The sequence below is a fragment of the Roseibium sediminicola genome, assembly GCF_023156505.1.
GTDB lineage: Bacteria > Pseudomonadota > Alphaproteobacteria > Rhizobiales > Stappiaceae > Roseibium > Roseibium sediminicola.
In genome coordinates this window covers 55,727-74,976 of the sequence record NZ_JALNMJ010000025.1, presented here as the reverse complement: position 1 = coordinate 74,976, position 19,250 = coordinate 55,727, and the positions used below count along the sequence as shown (strand labels likewise).

General features: G+C 62.0%; 16 protein-coding genes. 12 read left to right on the top strand and 4 right to left on the bottom strand.

The annotated features are described in order from the left end of the window. The first annotated feature begins 26 nt into the window (after positions 1–26). Positions 27–1,211 carry an MFS transporter gene (locus tag M0H32_RS25060; protein ID WP_248158950.1) on the top strand — a complete coding sequence of 395 codons (1,185 nt, stop codon included), beginning with the start codon at positions 27–29 and terminating at the stop codon, positions 1,209–1,211. A 4-nt stretch (positions 1,212–1,215) separates the two neighbouring features. Here the strand turns inward: M0H32_RS25060 and M0H32_RS25055 are convergent, their stop codons facing one another. Continuing rightward, the gene (locus M0H32_RS25055; protein ID WP_248158947.1) at positions 1,216–2,145 is read right to left on the bottom strand and encodes a LysR substrate-binding domain-containing protein; all 930 of its coding nucleotides are present in this window, start codon (positions 2,143–2,145) and stop codon (positions 1,216–1,218) included. Positions 2,146–2,422: 277 nt separating this feature from the next. Here M0H32_RS25055 and katG point away from each other — a divergent pair, with 277 nt between their 5' ends. The 7 genes from katG (at position 2,423) to M0H32_RS25020 (ending at position 12,811) form a co-directional block, all read left to right on the top strand. Next, the gene (gene katG / locus M0H32_RS25050; RefSeq protein ID WP_248158944.1) at positions 2,423–4,594 is read left to right on the top strand and encodes a catalase/peroxidase HPI; all 2,172 of its coding nucleotides are present in this window, start codon (positions 2,423–2,425) and stop codon (positions 4,592–4,594) included. Between the two features lie 417 nt (positions 4,595–5,011). Next, on the top strand, positions 5,012–5,776 hold the full coding sequence (fabI, locus tag M0H32_RS25045) for an enoyl-ACP reductase FabI (RefSeq protein ID WP_248158941.1): 765 nt from the start codon (positions 5,012–5,014) through the stop codon (positions 5,774–5,776). 9 nt (positions 5,777–5,785) lie between these two features. Beyond that, a complete protein-coding gene (locus M0H32_RS25040) occupies positions 5,786–8,404 on the top strand; it encodes a DUF3141 domain-containing protein (RefSeq protein WP_248158939.1) in 2,619 nt (872 codons plus the stop codon). Between the two features lie 383 nt (positions 8,405–8,787). Then, entirely contained in the window at positions 8,788–10,149 is a 1,362-nt protein-coding gene (locus tag M0H32_RS25035) for a DUF2157 domain-containing protein (RefSeq protein ID WP_248158937.1), read from the top strand. Then, positions 10,146–10,718: a GDYXXLXY domain-containing protein gene (locus M0H32_RS25030; protein ID WP_248158935.1), complete on the top strand. Its 573-nt coding sequence runs from the start codon at positions 10,146–10,148 to the stop codon at positions 10,716–10,718. The genes M0H32_RS25035 and M0H32_RS25030 overlap by 4 nt, the downstream gene beginning before the upstream one ends. 57 nt (positions 10,719–10,775) lie before the next feature. Beyond that, positions 10,776–11,819 (top strand): class I SAM-dependent methyltransferase, encoded by a 1,044-nt coding sequence (locus tag M0H32_RS25025; RefSeq protein ID WP_248158933.1) that lies wholly within the window; start codon positions 10,776–10,778, stop codon positions 11,817–11,819. Between the two features lie 290 nt (positions 11,820–12,109). Next, complete coding sequence (locus M0H32_RS25020; protein WP_248158931.1) at positions 12,110–12,811, top strand: pseudouridine synthase; 702 nt, start codon at positions 12,110–12,112, stop codon at positions 12,809–12,811. A 45-nt stretch (positions 12,812–12,856) separates the two neighbouring features. On the opposite strand, the gene M0H32_RS25015 is transcribed toward M0H32_RS25020, so the two are convergent. From M0H32_RS25015 to M0H32_RS25005, 3 genes are all read right to left on the bottom strand, one after another. Further along, entirely contained in the window at positions 12,857–13,666 is an 810-nt protein-coding gene (locus M0H32_RS25015) for a class I SAM-dependent methyltransferase (RefSeq protein ID WP_248158928.1), read from the bottom strand. Between the two features lie 232 nt (positions 13,667–13,898). Further along, positions 13,899–15,017, bottom strand: coding sequence for a TauD/TfdA family dioxygenase (locus tag M0H32_RS25010; RefSeq protein WP_248158924.1), 1,119 nt, complete (start codon positions 15,015–15,017; stop codon positions 13,899–13,901). A gap of 255 nt (positions 15,018–15,272) precedes the next feature. After that, on the bottom strand, positions 15,273–15,836 hold the full coding sequence (locus M0H32_RS25005) for an HdeD family acid-resistance protein (protein ID WP_248158921.1): 564 nt from the start codon (positions 15,834–15,836) through the stop codon (positions 15,273–15,275). 172 nt (positions 15,837–16,008) lie between these two features. Here M0H32_RS25005 and M0H32_RS25000 point away from each other — a divergent pair, with 172 nt between their 5' ends. From M0H32_RS25000 to M0H32_RS24985, 4 genes are all read left to right on the top strand, one after another. Beyond that, positions 16,009–16,431 carry a MarR family winged helix-turn-helix transcriptional regulator gene (locus tag M0H32_RS25000; RefSeq protein WP_248158918.1) on the top strand — a complete coding sequence of 141 codons (423 nt, stop codon included), beginning with the start codon at positions 16,009–16,011 and terminating at the stop codon, positions 16,429–16,431. Between the two features lie 93 nt (positions 16,432–16,524). Beyond that, entirely contained in the window at positions 16,525–17,787 is a 1,263-nt protein-coding gene (gene fabF, locus M0H32_RS24995) for a beta-ketoacyl-ACP synthase II (RefSeq protein WP_248158915.1), read from the top strand. Positions 17,788–18,051: 264 nt separating this feature from the next. Continuing rightward, entirely contained in the window at positions 18,052–18,609 is a 558-nt protein-coding gene (locus M0H32_RS24990; protein WP_248158913.1) for a helix-turn-helix domain-containing protein, read from the top strand. Then, positions 18,606–19,163, top strand: a complete 558-nt coding sequence (locus M0H32_RS24985) for a GNAT family N-acetyltransferase (protein WP_248158910.1) — start codon at positions 18,606–18,608, stop codon at positions 19,161–19,163. The genes M0H32_RS24990 and M0H32_RS24985 overlap by 4 nt, the downstream gene beginning before the upstream one ends. Positions 19,164–19,250: the final 87 nt, after the last annotated feature.

Genomic DNA, 19,250 nt, shown 5'->3' with positions numbered 1-19,250 from the left:
ACTCCTGATCTCCTGAAAGCCGCCCGATGCTTGTCCGCGACCGCGCCTTTTTCGCGTCCATGTTCCTGACGGTTCTGGCTGACCAGATCCTTCTGTTTCTGGTGCCGCTGGTGATTTTCCAGATCACCGGCGATGTCGCCTGGTCGGGCCTGGCGTTTTTCTTCGAGACCCTGCCGCGCTACCTGACCTTTCCCATCGCCGGGATCCTGTGCGACCGGGTCTCGCCGATCCTGCTGCTCCGCTTCAGCCGCATCCTGCGCGCCGCGGCCTGCGTCATTGGCATCGCCGGTCAGATCGCCTTTGGCGGCGTCTGGTGGCTGATCGGTCTCTCCGCAATTGTCGGTGTGTTGACGACCCAGGGCCTGCTCGCGCTGGAACTGGTGCTGGTGCGCGCCTTTGCCGATCAGCGCTTCGAGAAGGTTGCCAGCTACGGCCAGCTCGCCGCGCAGATGGGCGTCGTTCTGGGGCCGCTGGTGGCGGCCTATCTGATGGCATTTTGGCCGTGGCAGGCGGTGGTTGTCGTGGCGACTGTTCTGTTCGTGCTGGCCGATTTCGCCTTTCTTCTGTGGCCCGGCCAGGCGCGTATGACAGCGCTTCCAGAAGGCGGACCGGTCCGGCATCCGGTGGCTGACCTGAAACACGCCCTGACCCTGGTCTGGCAGTTGCCTGGCCTGATGCAGGCGATCCTGCAGGCGGCCGGGGTCAACCTGATCATCGGCGCGACGCTGGCGACTGCGGCAGCCATGATGACGGGCTTTTTCGCCCAGAGCGAACAGGTCTATGCCTGGCTGCAGGTCGGCGGCGCCTTGGCGACGCTCGCGGTCCTGACACTCACCGCTCATGTCGCCTTCCGCCTGACAACGCTCGGCCTGACCGCCTACGGCCTGATCTGCCTTGGTGCGGTCCTGACCGGGCTCGGCGCTCATCCGCTGGTCTATGCGGCCGGGTTCCTGCTGATCGCCGGCTTCGATAAGATGTTCAACATCTATGTCCGTACCCTGCGCAAGGAAATCATCCCGCCTGAGGAATTCGGCAAGACCACGGGCGCCATCATCTGCCTCAACAACCTGTCCCAGCCGCTTGCCGGCCTGGTGGTGGCGCTGTTTGCCGCCGGTGACGATGCCAGAGCGGTGCTGCTCGGCCTTGCCGCCGGCATGGCGGTTCTGGGGCTGGCGACGTTTTTCTGGCGCGTGAGCAATCGTCAGCCGTGACGCGTTAGCGGGTGGTCGGCAGCAGGCCTAGGGACTGATCCGCAAGATTGTTCGCCGCCTGGCGCACGATCTCGGCAATCTCGGCGAGCTGCCCGGCAAGCGGACTGGACTTGCGCCAGACCATGCCGACCGTGCGCCTGGGCTCCGGTGCCTCGAAGCGGGAAATGGCAACGGACGCCGAGCGGGTCTCCACAGGAACAGCCATTTCCGGGATCAGTGTAACCCCCATGCCGGCACTGACCATCTGCACCAGGGTCGACAGCGAGCTGGCGTCGAGAACCTCGCGCGGCGGACCGGAGGGCAAGTTGCAGAAGGACAGAGCCTGGTCACGGAAGCAATGGCCTTCCTCCAGCAGCAGCAGGCGCATTTCCCTTAATGAGTCGGCATTTGGCATAGGCGCGTTTGCCTCCCGCGCCGAGCGGACCAGGACGAAGCGCTCGTCGAACAGTGGGGTTTCGTCGAGGGATGTCTCGGAGACGGGCAGGGCGACGATCGCGGTGTCCAGCTGGCCGTCACCGAGCTCCTGGATCAGTTTCGGCGTGACCGTCTCGCGCACGTGAATATCAAGTTCGGGATAGCTCGCGGTCAGATTGCCGACGACCCGCGGCAGAAGGTAGGGCGCGACGGTCGGGATGACGCCGATGCGCAGGCGCCCGACCAGCCGGTCGCGCGAGGCACGCGCCAGATCGCCAAGCTCGTCGGCAGCACGCAGGATCTCGCGTGCACGCTCGACCGCGACCTCGCCGAACTGGGTCAGGCGGACCTGCCTTGCACCGCGTTCCAGCAGCGGCGCGCCGAGGAGCTCTTCCATTTCCTTGATCTGCATGGAGAGCGCCGGCTGCGAAATCGCGCAGGCTTCCGCGGCGCGGCCGAAGTGACCGTGTCTGGCCAGCGCCTCGAAATAGCGCAATTGTTTGAGGGTGATGTTGATCATAATTTTTTCTTATCAAATCAATCAGAAAATTCAACTTCTTCTGATCGCTCGGCTTTGCTAGTTTAGAACTTGTAAAGAGTGGTTCGGCAGCCGCTGGTGGATCAGCGGTGGCGGGGACCGCTTTACGCAAGAGCTTCGAAACGCCGCAGCCCCCCTGGTCTTGCAGGGACCTGCAGCGCTTCCCACCAATAAAGACGGCCCGTTTGTCACACATCTGTCAGCAGGCCGATATTGTCTGAGCCGGTGCGACGCACCAACACGCGAATTGGAGAGGATAATGGACGCTAAGGTCGATAAATCAGGTGGTTGCCCGGTCATGCATGGCGGCAACACGGAGATGGACAATCCGGTCACGAAATGGTGGCCGAATGCGCTGAACCTCGACATTCTGCATCAGAAGGGCGCGCGCACCAACCCGATGGACCCGGACTTCAATTATCGTGAGGCCGTTCAGAAGCTGGACCACGAAGCGGTCAAGGCCGATGTTCGCGCCCTGATGACCGACAGCCAGGACTGGTGGCCGGCCGACTGGGGCCATTACGGCGGTCTGATGATCCGCCTGGCGTGGCACTCCGCCGGCTCCTACCGCATGCAGGACGGCCGCGGCGGCGCCGGCTCCGGCAACATCCGCTTCGCACCGCTGAATTCCTGGCCGGACAATGCCAGCCTCGACAAGGCCCGCCGCCTGTTGTGGCCGGTGAAGAAGAAATACGGCAACGCACTCTCCTGGGCCGACCTGATCATCCTCGCCGGCAACATGGCCTATGAGTCCATGGGCTTCAAAACGTTTGGCTTCGGTTTCGGCCGCGAAGACATCTGGGGTCCGGAAACCGACGTCTACTGGGGCGCTGAAAAGGAATGGCTGGCGCCTGCCGAAAACCGCTACGACAGCACCGACGACGCCTCGACCCTCGAAAATCCGCTGGCGGCCGTTCACATGGGTCTTATCTACGTCAATCCGGAAGGCGTTGACGGCAAGCCCGACCCGATCAAGACCGGCGCGCATGTGCGGGAAACCTTCAAGCGCATGGCCATGAATGACGAGGAAACCGCGGCCCTGACCTGCGGCGGCCACACCGTCGGCAAGGCTCACGGCGGCGGCGCCGGTAACAATATCGGTGTCGAGCCGGAAGCGGCCGGTATCGAGGCACAGGGTTTCGGCTGGGCCAATCCGGACCAGGACGGCAAGGCCTCCAAGGCATTCACCTCCGGTATCGAGGGCGCGTGGACCCAGGAGCCGACCAAGTTCGACATGGGCTATTTCGACTACCTGTTCAACTACGAATGGGAACTCACCAAATCCCCGGCCGGTGCCAATCAGTGGAAGCCGGTGAATATGCCGGAAGACAAAAAGCCGGTTGACGCCACCGATCCGTCGATCCGTCACGATCCGATGATGACGGATGCGGACATGGCCATGAAAATGGACCCGACCTACAATGAGATCTGCCGGAAATTCATGGCCGATGAAGCCTATTTCCGCGATTGCTTCGCCCGCGCCTGGTTCAAGCTGACCCACCGCGACATGGGCCCGAAGGTCAACTATCTCGGTCCGGACGTTCCGGCTGAAGACCTGATCTGGCAGGACCCGATTCCGGCAGGCTCGACTTCTTATGATGTCGACGCCGTCAAGGCCAAGATCGCGGCCTCCGGCCTGACCACGTCCGAGATGATCGCGACCGCCTGGGACAGCGCCCGCACCTTCCGCGGCTCCGACAAGCGCGGCGGTGCCAATGGTGCCCGTATCCGTCTGGCTCCGCAGAAGGACTGGGAAGGCAACGAGCCGGCACGGCTTGCCAAGGTATTGGCGGCGCTTGAGCCGATTGCCTCTGAAACCGGTGCCTCCCTTGCCGACGTCATCGTTCTGGCCGGCAATCTCGGTGTGGAACAGGCCATCAAGGCCGGCGGTCTCGATGTCTCTGTTCCGTTCGCACCGGGCCGCGGCGACGCGACCGACGCGCAGACAGACGCCGAGTCCTTCGATGTTCTGGAGCCGCTCGCGGACGGGTTCCGCAACTGGCAGAAGAAGGACTATGCCGTCAGCCCGGAAGAAATGATGCTCGACAGGGCCCAGCTTCTCGGCCTGACCGCCCAGGAAATGACGGTTCTGGTCGGCGGCATGCGTGTGCTCGGCACCAACCACGGCGGCACCAAGCACGGTGTCTTCACCGACCGGGAAGGCGCGCTGACCAACGATTTCTTCGTCAACCTGACCGACATGTCCAACAGCTGGCATCCGGTTTCGGGCGGCACCTATGAAATCCGGGACCGCAAGCTCGGCACCCTGAAATGGACCGCGACCAGCGCCGACCTGGTGTTTGGCTCGAACTCCATCCTCAGGGCCTATGCGGAAGTCTACGCCCAGGACGACAACGGCGCGAAATTCGTCAAGGACTTCGTCGCCGCCTGGACCAAGGTCATGAACGCGGACAGGTTCGACCTGCAGTAATCGGCCCCCATCGACTGCGTCGAACTGATGCGGCGCCCCGGTCTCCGGGGCGCCGTATTTTATCTTGTAACTTCGTCATTGCAGGACTTGATCCTGCAATTCAGCCGTGACCTCCCACAGGCACATAAACCTTTGACCGGATCAACGGCATGGATCCCATGGTCAAGCCATGGGATGACGAGCGTGTAAGAACGAAAAGATGTGCAATCGGAGGGAATTTGTTGGTGTTTTCCGCGCCGCACAATTGCCAAAATCCATCCGCACTAACCCGTATTTCCCTTGAAAGGTCATTGTTCCGTCACAAGGTTTATGTTGCACTGCAATGCAGTTTCGGTTTGCGCTTAAGGCTGCGATTTGTGGTGGCCGGCCGGTTTTGGTGCCGCATCCGTCGGACCGGATGTCAGGAGCAGTGCGCATATGTTTGATTTGACGGGCCAAAAAGCCCTTGTTGTCGGCGTCGCCAACGACCAGTCCATTGCCTATGGCTGCGCCAGGGCGTTCCGGGCACAGGGCGCCGATCTTGCGATCACCTATCTGAACGAGCGGGCCGAGCCTTTCGTGCGGCCGCTGGCGGAAGAGCTCGATGCCGAAATCATCGCTCCGCTCGATGTCCGCGACGCAACCCAGCTGGACACGCTCTTCGCCGAGATCGAGGACAAGTGGGGCAGGCTCGACACGCTGCTGCATTCCATCGCTTTTTCCAAGAAGGAAGACCTGCATGGCCGTGTCGTCGATTGTTCCGCGGACGGGTTTGGGCTGGCCATGGACATTTCCGTGCATTCCTTCCTGCGCCTGATCAAGCGGGCCGAGCCGCTGATGCCACAGGGAGGCACCTGCATGACGGTCTCCTTCATGGGCGCGCAGAAGGTGGTCGAGAATTACGGCGTCATGGGCCCGGTCAAGGCGGCCCTTGAAGCGGCGACCCGTTACGCTGCCGCGGAATTGGGCCCCAAGGGTATTTCCGTGCACGCGCTCTCGCCGGGACCGCTCAAGACCCGCGCGGCCTCCGGCATTGCCGAATTCGATGCGCTCCTGAACGACGCTGCGGAACGCGCACCGACCCATCATCTGGCGACGATCGACGATGTCGGCGCCTATGCCGCCTTTCTGGCCAGCCGGGAGGCTTTCAACGTCACCGGCTCCGTGCATCCGATCGACGGCGGTTACAGTATTCTTGGATAGGAGGTCCTGATGAAGGACATTTTTGACGCGTTTGAAAAAGGCCAGAACGAATTCCTGAATTCGCTGCGCGACGCGACCGCCTGGGGCCCTTCAGAACAGGCGACACGTTTTCAGGCCCAGGCGACCGAACTCGGCAACATGGCGGAGCTGATGGGCCGTGGCCTGACCAAGCATATGAGCAGTATATCTGAGGCCCACAAGGACCGCTGGCAGCAGAACATGTCGGATTTCGGCAAGGCGGTCGAGAGCATGAGCACGGCCCAGAAATCCGGCGCGCTTTATGAAGCATGGGAAAGGTATTGGCGGGACTCGTCTCAGCGCATGATCCTGACCATGGACACGCTGCGCCAGCGCGGCGACATTTTTCTGGAACACGAGGAGGCGGGCTGCCCGCCCGTTCTCAATTATGAATACGAGCTCGTACTTGATGGCGCGGACCTGCCGCGGCCGTCCTGCTACATGCTCCTGAAGATCGTGCCACCGAAAGACCTGCCCTGCCGCGATCCCAAGGATTGGAAACGGCCCTATATCATCATCGATCCGCGCGCCGGCCACGGCGCCGGCATCGGCGGCTTCAAGCCGGACAGCCAGGTCGGTGTCGCCCTGCGGGACGGCCACCCGGTCTATTTTGTTGCCTTCAAGCGCATGCCGGAAAAAGGCCAGACCCTGGCCGATGTCATGCATGCGGAAGCTGCCTTCGTGCGCAAGGTGATGGAGCTGCATCCGGACGCTCCCAATCCGGTCGTGACCGGCAATTGCCAGGGCGGCTGGGCAACCCTGCTTTTGGCCGCGTCCAACCCGGACCTGACCGGTCCGGTGATCCTCAACGGTGCACCGGTGGCGACCTGGTCCGGCCGGGTCGGCGAAAACCCGATGCGCTACAATGCCGGCATTCTCGGCGGCACCTGGAACGCCATGTATTTTTCCGATCTCGGTCATGGCATGTTCGACGGCGCGGATATTGTCCAGAATTTCGAGTTGCTCAATCCGGCGCGCAACTATTTCGGCAAATATTACGACCTCTATGCCAGGGTCGACACCGAGCCGGAACGCTTCCTCGAATTCGAACGCTGGTGGGGCGGCTATTTCCTTCTGAACGAAGCTGAAATGAAATGGATTGTCGAACAGCTCTTTGTCGGCAACCGGTTGTCCAAGAACGAAGCCCAGCTGGAACCCGGCCGCAATGTCGACATCAAGCAGATCCGGGCGCCGATCATTGCCTTTGCAAGCTGGGGCGACAACATCACGCCGCCGCAGCAGGCGCTCAACTGGATCATGGACACCTATACGGACGAGCGCGAGATCGCCATTCGCGGCCAGCGGATCATCTACATGATCCACGATCAGGTCGGCCATCTCGGCATTTTCGTATCTTCGAAGATCGCCAAGAAAGAGCACACGGAGGTCACCTCAACCCTGAAGACCATCGAGGCGCTGGCGCCGGGTCTTTATGAAATGACCATCGACGACTATGAGGGTGGTTTGCTGGAACGCGAGTTCACGGTCAGTTTCCACGAACGCACAATGGACGATCTGAAATCGATCGACGACGGCCGCGACGATGAAATTCCGTTCGCTGCCGTTGCCCGTGCGTCCGAACAGCAGGCCGAGTTCTATGATGTCTGCGTGCGCCCCTTCGTGCAGGCCGGTGTCACCGAACAAAGCGCGGATCTGCGCCGCAAGACCCATCCCCTGCGTGTGCAACGGACGATGATGTCCAGTCTCAATCCGTTCCTGTCCTGGCTTCCGGATCGGGCGGAACGGGTCAGGGCGGAGCGCACGCCCGTAGAGGAGGGCAACCCGTTCACGGATCTGGAGCGGGCGAATGCGGCCATTTTCGAGCAGTCCCTGGATCTCTACCGCGACCTGCGCGACACCGCCTATGAAAACCTGTTCTACAGCCTGTGGGGATCGCCCTATATGCGCTGGTTCGGCCGCACGAAACAGCCGGGCCGTACCCTGAAACGCAAGGACGAATTGCGCAGCCTGCCGCCGGTTCAGGCGGCTCTGATGCATATCGAGGAAGGAGGTTTCTGCGAAGCGGTGATCCGGATGCTGATCCTGCTTGCCGAAAGCCGCGGCAATGTCCGCCGCGACCGCCTGGAACGCTCCGCGCGTGTCCTGACTCAGGACGAGCCGTTCAAGTCGCTGACACAGGATGCGCGCAGCTTCATTCTGCACGAACAGACCCTGATCACTGAATTTGCCCCCGAGCAGGCGCTCGCCGCGCTGCCCAAACTGCTCAAGACGCGTGAAGAGCGCGAACTTGCGGCGAAGGTGGTGCGCTATATTCCTGGTGCGATCGATGAAATGACGCCGCACACGTTGGAAACCCTGCAGCAATTCCACAAGGTGCTCGACCTGCCGCCGGTCTCCGGCGACATTACCGAGGATCCACTGGTCTCTTCCGATGTGAAACTGGAGCCGGAAAAGGTCGACGCGCAGGCCGCGATCGAAGAGGCTGGCAAGACACCGGTCCCGGCTGCGGCAGTCGCGGCTCCGAAGAAGGCTTCGCCGTGCAAACCGGCGGCCCGTAAGCCTGCCGCCCGCAAGACGGCGGCCGCTAAGACCACAGCCGCGCGCAAGCCGCGCAGCGCGTCCAAGAAGTCCGAAGAACCGGCTGAATAGGTAAAAAGGGGCGTCCGGGCCTCTCGGACGCCCCACAGAGCCCCCCTGGATTTATTATTGGAGTGCGGCTCTGATCTGAAACGGCTTTTCGCTTGGCTGGCGAATGTCGGCTGTCGCGTCGGCTCCGCAGACCATCGGGATTTTCTACAGGGCCGGAAGTGTGGCAACAGAATAGCAAGATCGCTTCCCGTCTCAAGCCCCGAGGCCCATTTTGGGACAACAAAAATATCCGGAAAATTTCCAAGGCTGATTTTATTGCGTTTTTTGCCGCATGCGATGAGCAAGTCCCAATCGCATTCTTCCGATCTGCCTCAAGACCACCTATCTTGAGCGTCACAATGTGCTTCGATGCTGCGGCTTGGAGAGGGAGATCGGTCTCACGTATGTTCGACTGGACCTATAAAAAACGTCTGAAAGACAATCTGGAAAGCTGGGTTTCGAAAGGCTGGGTCACCTCCGTTGGCGCCACCGCGATCCTGAAGGAGCTGGAGCAGGATGACGGCAGGTCGCGCTTGCCGATGGCTCTGGCCGGCATTGGTGTGATCTGTGTGGCCCTGGCAGTGCTCGCCTTCATCGCCGCCAATTGGGATGCAATTCCGAAGACGGCAAAGCTGATCGGTATCGCCTTGCTGGTCACCGGCAGTCACGGCCTCGCGGCTCTGGCGGCTCAAAAGGGGCGCAAGGGCATCGCCGACCTGGCGACCGGTTTCGCCACGCTTGTCTTTGTCGGCGGCATGGCTCTGGTCGGGCAGATCTTCCATCTGCCGTCGGACTGGGCGGGCGGTGCGTTTCTGGTCTGTCTCGGCGGCCTGGCAGCCGCGTGGTTGAGCGGCTCGAAGACGTCGCTGACGGTCGCTGCCGCCGCTGCGATCACCTGGCAGGTGATGCGCGCGGATGTCGGTGCGCCCGAGCTAGGTGCCACGCTGGTCGGATTGCTCCTTACCGTGGCCGTCTTTGTCCATCCGGTGCTCTTTCCCTCGCGCCTGACGCGCTGGGCGGCAATCGCGCTCCTTTGGGTGACCTATGGCCGCTGGTTCGGCGAGACGGCTGATCTTCTCAATTCCGGGGACGATATTGTCGTTGCCATGTTCCTGGCCGGCGCCGGTGGGCTCAGCGCCATCATGCTGCAACTCGACCCGGTGGCGGATCTCTACGTGAAATGGTCCAGCGACCGGCCGCTGCGCCATCACGGCCACTGGCTGATGGCCCGGTCCCTGCAGGATGTCGGCATGCTGGTCCTTACCGTTCTGATCGTGCTTGCCCTGATCCTGGTGCCCGAGATTTCAGATGACCTGTCTTACCAGGGCCTGTTGCCTTTGCCGGGCCTGTTGCCGCTCGTGGGGGGGCTGGTCCTGACAGGGCTCGGGCTGGTGCTCTCCTTCCAGAGCGCCAAGGCTCGCGCGCTGTTTGCCGCGACCGGACTGGCCCTGGTTGCCGTCCTGCTGCCGGTGGTCACCAGCAATGTCCTTGTTCTGGCGGCTGTTTCTCTGGCGTCGCTCATCGGTCTCTGCGCGCTCGGCACTTGGTACAACAACCGGTTCTGGATGCTGTGTGCCTATCTGGCGCTGACGGCCGAAGCCCTCTGGCTGCTGGAAGTCACCATCGGCTCGTTGCTCGGTCAGTCCCTGTTTTTCCTGGTGGCCGGCCTGGTTCTCTTGGCGATGGCCCTGTGGCTTGCCCGCCTGTTCAAACGAAGACAGCCGCCCGCAGCACTCGCAACCGAAGCCGGTGAGGTGCCGTCATGACCGTCGATGTGGAGACGTCTCCGGAAAATCGGATCCGCTTGTCGCCCTGGCTGCGCTGGGGACTGCTGGCACTCATTCAGCTTGGCCTGATCGCGATCCCGCTGGCGGATCGGCTGTCGGTGCAAAGCAGCGGCAATGTGGTGCGGTTGGCCGTTGTCCCGGTCGATCCACGCGATCTCCTGCGCGGGGACTACGTCATCATCAACCTGGCGATCACACGCTTGCCCGCCGGCCTTCAAGGCGCGGACGGCTTCAACGCGGGCGACAGGATCTTCGTGGAACTGGCACCACAAGTGGATGGCGCGGCAGAACCGGTGGCCGTCGCCAGGGACCGGTCCAAACTCGGCACCCTGGCGATTGCCGGCACAGTCCGTTCCGCGACGGCCGAAGAGATCCGGGTCGATTACGGCATCGATGCCTTTTTCCTTCCCGAGGGCGAGGGGCTGGAGATCGAGCGCATGGACAGGGATCGTCTGCTTCTGGAAGTCAGCGTGACGGAGGACGGCCGCTCGTTGCCGGTCAACCTTCTGGTCGATGGAAAAACCTTCCGCTCCGACGCGATCTTTTGACGTTTCGCCGATTGCGGAGTATGAGCGCGGCACCTGTTCGTCTGCTGAAAGCCTTTCATGTCCGATCCCGCGCTCGACACCCTTCTTCTGCCGTTTGAAACCGGCGACCTGGATCTGCCCGCCGGCGCGCGGGCTCTGTTTCTGCGCGCCCGTGCGGGGCGGTCTCTCTCGCTGCTGAACGGCGTCGACCTCCTCTGCGAGCAAAGCTTTGCTCCGGACCGGGATGCCTTGCAGAAAGCCGGTCTGACGGTTGAACCGGAAACGGATGGCGACGGTTTCGGCCTTGTGCTGGTCCTGCCGGGCCGCCAGCGCCAGGAGGCGCGGGCACAGCTTGCTCGGGCTGCCTCCAAAGCAAAGCCCGGCGGGCTCGTCCTTGCCTGCGCCCCTAACACCGAAGGGGCGAAGACCCTTGAAAAAGACCTTCAGGACCTGCTCGGCGGTGCCGAGAAGCTGACCAAGAACAAATGCCGCGTGGTCTGGGAAACGGTCCAACCGGAAAAATTCGACAAGGCGCTGCTCGCCGAGTGGCTGGCGCTCGACGCGCCGCGCCCCGTTCTCGATGGCGCCTGGACCAGCCGGCCGGGCATTTTCGCCTGGGACCGGATCGACCCGGCCTCGAAACTGCTTGCCGATCTCTTGCCGGAGACGCTGAAGGGCCGTGGTGCCGATCTTGGCGCAGGCTTTGGGTATCTGAGCAGAACCGTCTTTGAGAAAGCACCGAAGGTCACGTCCCTCGATCTTTATGAAGCCGAGAAACGCGCGCTGGATCTTGCAGAACAGAACCTCGCCGTCTTCAAGGGCAAGCGCGGCATGACCGGCATCTGGTCGGACGTCACCAAAGGCATCGAAGGTCCTTACGACTTCATCGTCTCCAACCCGCCCTTCCATCAGACCGGCAAGGCCGACCGCTCCGATGTCGGCCAGGGCTTCATCCGGGCGGCGGCAAGTGGCCTTCGTCCGGGTGGCGAGTTCTACCTGGTCGCCAACCGGCACCTGCCCTACGAGAAGACGCTCGGTTCGGTCTTCGCCGATGTCACTCAGCTCGCCGACGAAGGCGGCTACAAGGTCATCAAGGCGGTGAAGGCCAAGGGTGGGCGGTAGGTGAGGCGTGCGGCCAAATTGGCGGGTGCAACCTTGGTTGGTGTTCTGCGTCCTTTCGGCAAACTCCCTTCTCCTCCCTTGCGGGGGAGATGTCTCCGTCAGGAGACAGAGGGGGGTGACCAGCCTCTGCGAGAACCCGGCTCAACAGATTGCCGCAACCGCCCGACACCCGCCTCTGCCCGCTGTCGCTCCCCTCTCCCCCGCAAGGTGGGAGAGGGGAGCAAGCGGCAAGGTCAACTGTCTTTCACAGGACAGAGGAACAGTATCTGTATTTCTCAAGGAGCACATTCATGCGCCTGGTAAAGCTTCTCGCCAATCTCGGTTATGGCAGCCGCAAGGAAATGCAGATGGCGATCCGGAACGGCTGGGTGACCGACCGGGACGGCAATCGCCTGAAGGCGGATGCCAAGACCGCGCACGAGGACATCCGGTTCGATGACGAGCCGCTCGATCCCGACCAGGGCGTGGTTATCCTGATGAACAAGCCGCTTGGATACACCTGCTCGACCAAGGACCAGGGACGGTTGGTCTATGACCTGCTGCCGGACCGGTTCCGCATGCGCAAGCCGCCACTGTCGACCATTGGCCGGCTCGACAAGGAAACCTCCGGGGCGCTGCTGTTTACCGACGACGGTACCTTCCTGCACAAGGTGATTTCGCCGAAATCCGAAGTTCCCAAGGTCTATGAGGTCACGCTCGACAGGCCGCTCAAGGGCGACGAGGCCGCCCTCTTTGCCTCCGGCGAAATGATGCTCGAAAGCGAGGACAAGCCGTTGAAACCGGCCGAGCTGGAGGTTCTCGGCGACACAAGCGCCCGCCTGACCCTGCATGAGGGCCGCTATCACCAGGTTCGCCGCATGTTCGCCGCCACCGGCAACCACGTTACCGAGCTGTCGCGCAGCCGCATCGGCCTGCTCAGTGTCGACGGCCTGGAAGCCGGCAGCTGGAAGATCTTGTCTGAGGAGGACAAGGCGTTGATTTTCGGCGTTTGAGGACCAGGTCGGAAAAGGGGGGGGCGAGCAAATCCGGCGGTTGCGTCAGCCCGCTCTTGCGCAGTATACGCGCGCAGTTTGCGGTGAGGTCAGTGTGGTGCCGGTTCGTAGGTCAGAACAGTCCTTTAAAACGTCGTCAACGATACGTGACATAACCGCGTGACCGCATGCGGAGACTTCCGGACCGACGGGGTTGCCCATAATTTCCCTGGGAATTGCCTCTTCCGGGTTTTCGATATGGCGGTTTATGGCTAGGTCTGACATGGTCACCGCGTTGAAGCCTGCGGAACCCAGCAATTCCGGAATTGCCTTGAGCTGTTTAAATGAAAACGGGGAGAGGGAGCGGGTGGCACATTCCTGTGACACATGGGTTTCAATGGCGCGGGCAAGCGCCAGGAAAAATTGACTTGCTCCTGCCCATACCGAGAGGATGATCCTTCCACCCGGTTGCAGGACACGGTGAGTTTCGCTTAATGCCTTCCCTGGATCGGGGAAAAACTGCAGTCCCTGCTGACAGATCGCGAGCGAAAAGCTCGAGTCCGGAAAGGGCATGGCTGTGACGTCCGCTATACGCCAACGAAAAGCCCCCGGATTGTTTTTTGTCAGGAGCCGCGCGGCTTCGATCATGCCTTCGTTCAGATCGACGCCCGTCACGGGAAAGGCAGGGTCGACCAATTCCTTGACAACCCTTGCAACAATTCCGGTGCCGCAGGCAATGTCGAGCACGCTTTCGTCATTAGACACATCGATTTTTGAAAGTGTTGCTTCCGCGAGAGGCCTGAAAATGGCCGTCACCTTTTGCTGCTCGTATATGGCGGCGGCACCCTTTTGCAGTTGATAGCTGTCCTGGGTCATGGGCTGCTGCTTTTTTACGGTCCTCATTGTGTATGAAGCCGGTCAAGGCTGTTGTTACAAGTCTTCAGGCGGTACTGCCAATCGGCAACTTGTCACGACAGCCTAACATGCTTTGCGGGAAACAGGCGCTTGGACCTGGTTACAGTTTGAAGTTAGGCTTCGATGAGCCTTCTTCGTACAAGGTGGCGCCTGCCGTGACAGTGCACGGCAGGCGCGAACTGCTGATGTTTCTTTAGCCTGCCATCCGGCTCAGCACCCGGATCCGGCTGTCGAATTCTCCGCGGTCGACATAACAGCCGCGCAGGTGGCGGAAGCCGGTGCCCGGATCGAACGCGGCGCGGCCATGCAGGACCCGGCGGTTGTCGAAGATCACCATTTCTCCGCCCTGAAGCCGTGTGGTGATGACGTAATCCGGGGACCGGGTCATCTGCATCAGTTTTTGGTAGGCCCGGTAATAGGCCTCCATCTCGTCCGCCGGCAGGTCGAAGATGCCCGCCAGGTGTGCGTTGAAATGCAGCTCCTGCAAATTGCCGAAGGGGTCGAGGTCGATCACTCTGTGATGGCGGCGGATGTCGTAGTCCTCGTCCTGGAACCGGAACGGCACGGGGGTTTCGGCGAGCAACCGGAAGGCATCCGGGTCTTCGGCCTGAAGGTCCGAGGCGATGGCAAAGCCGTCGCAGAAGGTCGAACCACCGCCCTCGGCTTCATTCGCCAGGCAATGCAGGAACTGGAACCCGGGCGGCAGTTCCTGGTTGGCAAGGTCGGTGTGCAGTGGCAGGGCATGCGAGGTATAGGCCAGATTGTTCGGATTCGGCTTCGACATCACCTCGAACGTGGTGCCGAAATTGGTCTCGCGCAGAAAACCGATGCGCCGGGCCATCGCCATGCCGGCCTCCGGGTCATCCGCCATGCCGTCGACCAGGGCGAGCCCGGTCTTCTTGGTCGCGATCAGAAAGTCGAGCAGGGCGTCGTCGCGGGCCATCAGGTTGCGCGCTGCAGCGCGGGGCAGGGTGTCCGGGTCAAGGTCGTCACGCCAGAGGACGGGCTCGATCCGGGCCGGATCGGCGAGACCGACGCCCGGCCGGCGCGCCAGCAGCCAGTCCGCCCGGTAGCGGCTGACGTGACCGTCGCCGGCCCAGGTCAGCACGATGTCGTCACTGTCCTCGGCGGCGCTGTCGATGGTGATGTCCATCGGGATGCTGGTCAGGTCGAACTGCCGCTCCCGGGTTTGCGGGTGGAAGCCGCTTGGACAATTGTCCCGCAGCCAGACAAAAGGGAAGTCGGCCTCGATGCCATTCGGCCAGGCAACATGAAGGACGCGGTCTTCGCCGCGCAGGGAGAGATTTGTCATTTTTGAAGGTCCGTCGATGTCAGAAAAAGGGAGCGCGTCTGTGCCGCGCGAACATCAACGGTTGGCGGGGGGCGGCCACCACCAATAGGCCTTGTTATGCGGATTGCCGGGATTGCGCCCGAGTATTGCGAACATCCACGTCTGCGCCCAGTCGCGGACCGGGGTCCGCAGTTGAAACTGTCTGCAATTCTATCTCAAAACAAACACCCGGCAAAACGGATTTTGCCGGGTGCCAAGACTGTTCTGATCTGGCGCTTAAGCCCTGGAGGCCTTTGCGGCAAGGGCGATGGTGATGTAGCTCCAGCCGTTGATCAGAACCGAGATCCCCGCGATCAGGCCGAGGGCCCAGGCGGCCGAACTCGGTAGTTCCATGAAAATCATGGCACCGGCGGCGAGCGATACGATGCCGGCGATCAGCACCCAGACCCAGCCGGTATGGGGCTTGAGCTTGAGGGCCAGCAGGATCTGGCTGACGCCCTGGGCCACGAAGATGGCGGCGATTACCAGGGTGAGCGCGAAGGTGCCGGCCAGCGGATTGACATAGATGACGATGCCGCCGATCACCGCAATGATGCCTGTGATCAGGTTCCACAGGAAACCCGAAGTCCCTTTGGTCTTGAAGGCATTGTAGATCTGGACCAGGCCGCCGACAAAAAGCACGGCCGCGATCAGGATGGTCACGGCAATGGATGTTGCCAGCGGCGCGGCGATCAGAATCATGCCGCCAATGACCAGGGCGATGCCGAGCGCCAGAAACCAGCCCCAGTTCTCCTGGATCTTCCTTTTCATGTCTTCCACGGCCTGAACTGCATCCGTCATCTCGATCTCCTCACTCACTGGTTGAGAGCAGTTTTCCGACACGGTAACGCCTACGCAATTTAACGCAATACCGGGATAGAGAGTCGCGTACTATGTATGAATTAGAAATGTGAATTGACAAAGGGCGTGTATATACACATAAGAGCGATGTGTATATACACGTGAATGATTGATGGAACAGGATGATTTTTCGCTGTGCGTGCTGGACAACGCGCGCAAGGCGGCCCGGGCCGTCAGCCGGCATTACGATCGGCTGGCACGGCAGGTTGGCATGACCGCCGGTCAGTTTTCGGTGCTGGTGGCGATCCGCCAGGGCCGGGAGGAGTCGACGGGAGAGTTGGCGGAGCGGCTGTCGATGGAACGCACAACGCTTGTGCGCAACATCGCGCTGCTGGAGCGGAAGGGCCTTGTGATCTCGGAGCTCTCCCGGAATGGACGAGGCAAGCATTACCTGCTCAGCAGCGAAGGCGCGCGGCTTCTGGCAAAGGCGCTGCCGCTCTGGCGCCAGGCGCAGAAAGAGGTGCTCGGTCATCTGGGCAGCAATGAAGAGTTCATGAAGGCCATCGGTGCCTTGCAACAGCTCTCGAAACTCTGATCGCCGCACCGCGAAACTGTCTCCTGAGCTGGACATCACCGTCACCAGTTCCTACTTGCGCAGCTGCAGGGTTTGACAAGAAAGAGGTAGAGTATGCGTCGTGTGGTCGTAACGGGTTTGGGCATTGTGTCGCCGCTTGGAACCGGGCTGGAAGCCTTCTGGAACCGGGCAACGCAAGGGGCAAACGGCATTCGCAGGATCAGCCATTTTGATCCCAGCGATTTGGCTTGCCAGATTGCTGGGGAAGTGCCGACCAAGGCGGAAGACGAACATGGCTTTGACGTCGACGCGGTGATGGATCCGCGCGAGCAGCGCCGCACCGACCGTTTCATCCACTTTGCCATGGGCGCCGTTCAGGAGGCGCTGGCGCATGCGGGCTGGGAGCCCAGGACCGACCGGGACAAGGAACGCACGGGTACCATCATCGGCACCGGTGTCGGCGGCTTTCCGGCCATGACGGCCGGCACGCGACTTGTCGATGAAAAAGGGCCGCGCCGGGCGTCGCCATTTCTCGTGCCGTCCTTCCTTGCCAATCTTGCCGCCGGCCAGGTTTCCATTCGCCATGGCCTGAAAGGGCCCATCGGGGCGCCGGTGACGGCCTGCGCCGCCAGCCTGCAGGCGATCGGCGATGCGGCCCGGCTGATCCGCTCCGGCGAGGCCGATGTCATGGTTGCCGGCGGCACGGAAGCCTGTATCGACAAGGTGTCCTATGCCGGCTTCTGCGCCGCCAAGGCGATGTCTTCCAAGCGCAACGACGACCCGGCCCATGCCTCTCGGCCTTTCGATCAGGACCGGGACGGCTTCATCATGGGTGAAGGCTCCGGCATCCTGATCCTGGAGGATTACGACCACGCGAAGGCCCGTGGCGCCACGATCCATGCGGAACTCTCCGGCTATGGCACAAGCGCCGACGCCTATCACGTCACCGCGTCCTCGCCGGATGGCGAGGGCGGTCTCCGGGCCATGCGTCAGGCGCTGGCCACCGCAAAGCTCTCTCCGGGCGAGATCGGTTATGTCAACGCCCACTCCACCTCGACACCGGTGGGTGATGCCGCGGAAATCGCCGCTTTGACCGCCCTGTTCGAGAATCGCGGCAAGGATCTGGCGGTGTCGTCGTCGAAATCCATGTTCGGTCACTTGCTGGGCGCCGCCGGCGCGGTCGAGGCGATTGCCTGCGTCAAGGCGCTGATGAGCGGCCTGCTGCCGCCCTCGCGCAACCTGGACAGCGCCGACGAAGCCATGCAGCGTTTCGAAATGATCCCCGGCAAGGCGATCGCCCGCGAGGTCAACCACATCCTCACCAACGGCTTCGGCTTCGGCGGCGTTAACGCCAGCGCGGTGTTCTCGAAGGTGTGAGGGGTGCTCCAATTTGGGGAGGCTCGTCTGAAGCTCTCCTGCAACGTCATCCCATGGCTTGACCATGGGATCCATGCCGTTTCGTGTCTCCATTGAGGGTCCTGTCTTATGGCAACGACATGGCATGGATTGCAGGGTCAAGCCCTGCAATGATGAGGTGGGGAGCTTGGCACAGCAATCAGCCTTCCTTAGGTGCCTGGTCGTTTTCACTTGGCAAAACAATGATTCCCATTTATGAGAAAAATCTCAAATATGGGAATTGTTATGAGCAGCCTTGAACAGGATATCGGCCGGCGGATTGCCGAGCTGCGCCGGGCGCGGGACTGGCCGCTGGATGAGCTGGCGGAAAAGTCCGGCGTCAGCCGGGCAACCCTGTCGCGGATCGAACGCGGCGACACCAGCCCGACGGCGGTGGTGCTCGGCCAGCTGGCTCGCGCCTTTGAACTCTCCATGGCTGACCTCTTCGGCTTCGGCGCGCCGCTTATGGACAAAAAGATTGCCCGGCAGGACCAACCGGTCTGGCAGGACCCGGAAACCGGCTTCCGCCGCCGCAGCGTTTCGCCCGCAGCCAGTGGTTTTCGCGGCAGTGTCATCGAGGGCGAACTGCCCGCAGGGCAGACGATTTCCTATTCCGTGCCGCCGCTGCCGGATCTGGAACATCACCTGGTGCTTCTGGAGGGGGCGTTGGTGATGACGCTCGGCGAGGAGCGCCATGAGCTTCAGCCCGGCGACTGCCTGCGTTTCCGCCTCAACGCCGCCAACGCCTATCACGCGCCCGGCCCGGAGGCCGCCCGCTATCTCCTGACGGTGATCACGCCATGACTGTGTCCAAACCCGCCACAACGCCCTTCTTGCCGGAACCTCCCGTCCATCTGCTGACCCCGGCCGAAGTCCGTGCGGCCGTGCCGCAACTGGCCGCCTTGCTGATGGCCTGCGTCGAGGATGGTGCCGGCATCGGCTTCATCCTGCCGCTGTCACGCGAGAAGGCCGAGGCCTTCTGGGAAAGCCGTCTGCCGGCGCTGGAGGCCGGCGAGGCGTTCCTGATGGTGGCGAAGGACGGCAACGAGATTGCCGGCGTCGTCATGCTGGCGCTCGCGCCCCAGGACAATGGCCTCCACCGGGCGGAGGTCGCCAAATTGATGGTTCATCCGGGTCACCGCCGCAAGGGCCTTGCCCGCAAGCTCATGGCCGCCATTGATGGGCTGGCGCTGTCCCTGGACCGCTGGCTGCTGGTGCTCGACACGGTCACCGGCGACCGCGCCGAGAAACTCTATCCGACCTGCGGCTTTCAGAAGGTCGGTGTCATCCCGGACTACGCCTATGGCAGCCACGGCGTCCTCGATGCGACCACGGTGTTCTACAAGGATTTGAGGTGAGCGAAATGATCCGCATAAAGCTGACAGGCCGCGTTTCCGTCCAGATGTCCTTCCCGCGAAAACGGGGGCCCAGAAATCTTCGTCGTC

What these genes read in the sequence shown, in the direction of transcription:
- M0H32_RS25005 (WP_248158921.1), bottom strand. Translation starts at nt 15,836, where the DNA reads ATGACGGATGCAGTTCAGGCCGTGGAAGACATGAAAAGGAAGATCCAG.
- M0H32_RS25020 (WP_248158931.1), top strand. Translation starts at nt 12,110, where the DNA reads ATGCGCCTGGTAAAGCTTCTCGCCAATCTCGGTTATGGCAGCCGCAAG.
- M0H32_RS25040 (WP_248158939.1), top strand. Translation starts at nt 5,786, where the DNA reads ATGAAGGACATTTTTGACGCGTTTGAAAAAGGCCAGAACGAATTCCTG.
- M0H32_RS24985 (WP_248158910.1), top strand. Translation starts at nt 18,606, where the DNA reads ATGACTGTGTCCAAACCCGCCACAACGCCCTTCTTGCCGGAACCTCCC.
- M0H32_RS25015 (WP_248158928.1), bottom strand. Translation starts at nt 13,666, where the DNA reads ATGACCCAGGACAGCTATCAACTGCAAAAGGGTGCCGCCGCCATATAC.
- M0H32_RS25055 (WP_248158947.1), bottom strand. Translation starts at nt 2,145, where the DNA reads ATGATCAACATCACCCTCAAACAATTGCGCTATTTCGAGGCGCTGGCC.
- M0H32_RS25030 (WP_248158935.1), top strand. Translation starts at nt 10,146, where the DNA reads ATGACCGTCGATGTGGAGACGTCTCCGGAAAATCGGATCCGCTTGTCG.
- M0H32_RS25025 (WP_248158933.1), top strand. Translation starts at nt 10,776, where the DNA reads ATGTCCGATCCCGCGCTCGACACCCTTCTTCTGCCGTTTGAAACCGGC.
- fabF (WP_248158915.1), top strand. Translation starts at nt 16,525, where the DNA reads ATGCGTCGTGTGGTCGTAACGGGTTTGGGCATTGTGTCGCCGCTTGGA.
- M0H32_RS25060 (WP_248158950.1), top strand. Translation starts at nt 27, where the DNA reads ATGCTTGTCCGCGACCGCGCCTTTTTCGCGTCCATGTTCCTGACGGTT.
- M0H32_RS25010 (WP_248158924.1), bottom strand. Translation starts at nt 15,017, where the DNA reads ATGACAAATCTCTCCCTGCGCGGCGAAGACCGCGTCCTTCATGTTGCC.
- katG (WP_248158944.1), top strand. Translation starts at nt 2,423, where the DNA reads ATGGACGCTAAGGTCGATAAATCAGGTGGTTGCCCGGTCATGCATGGC.
- M0H32_RS25035 (WP_248158937.1), top strand. Translation starts at nt 8,788, where the DNA reads ATGTTCGACTGGACCTATAAAAAACGTCTGAAAGACAATCTGGAAAGC.
- fabI (WP_248158941.1), top strand. Translation starts at nt 5,012, where the DNA reads ATGTTTGATTTGACGGGCCAAAAAGCCCTTGTTGTCGGCGTCGCCAAC.
- M0H32_RS24990 (WP_248158913.1), top strand. Translation starts at nt 18,052, where the DNA reads ATGAGCAGCCTTGAACAGGATATCGGCCGGCGGATTGCCGAGCTGCGC.
- M0H32_RS25000 (WP_248158918.1), top strand. Translation starts at nt 16,009, where the DNA reads ATGGAACAGGATGATTTTTCGCTGTGCGTGCTGGACAACGCGCGCAAG.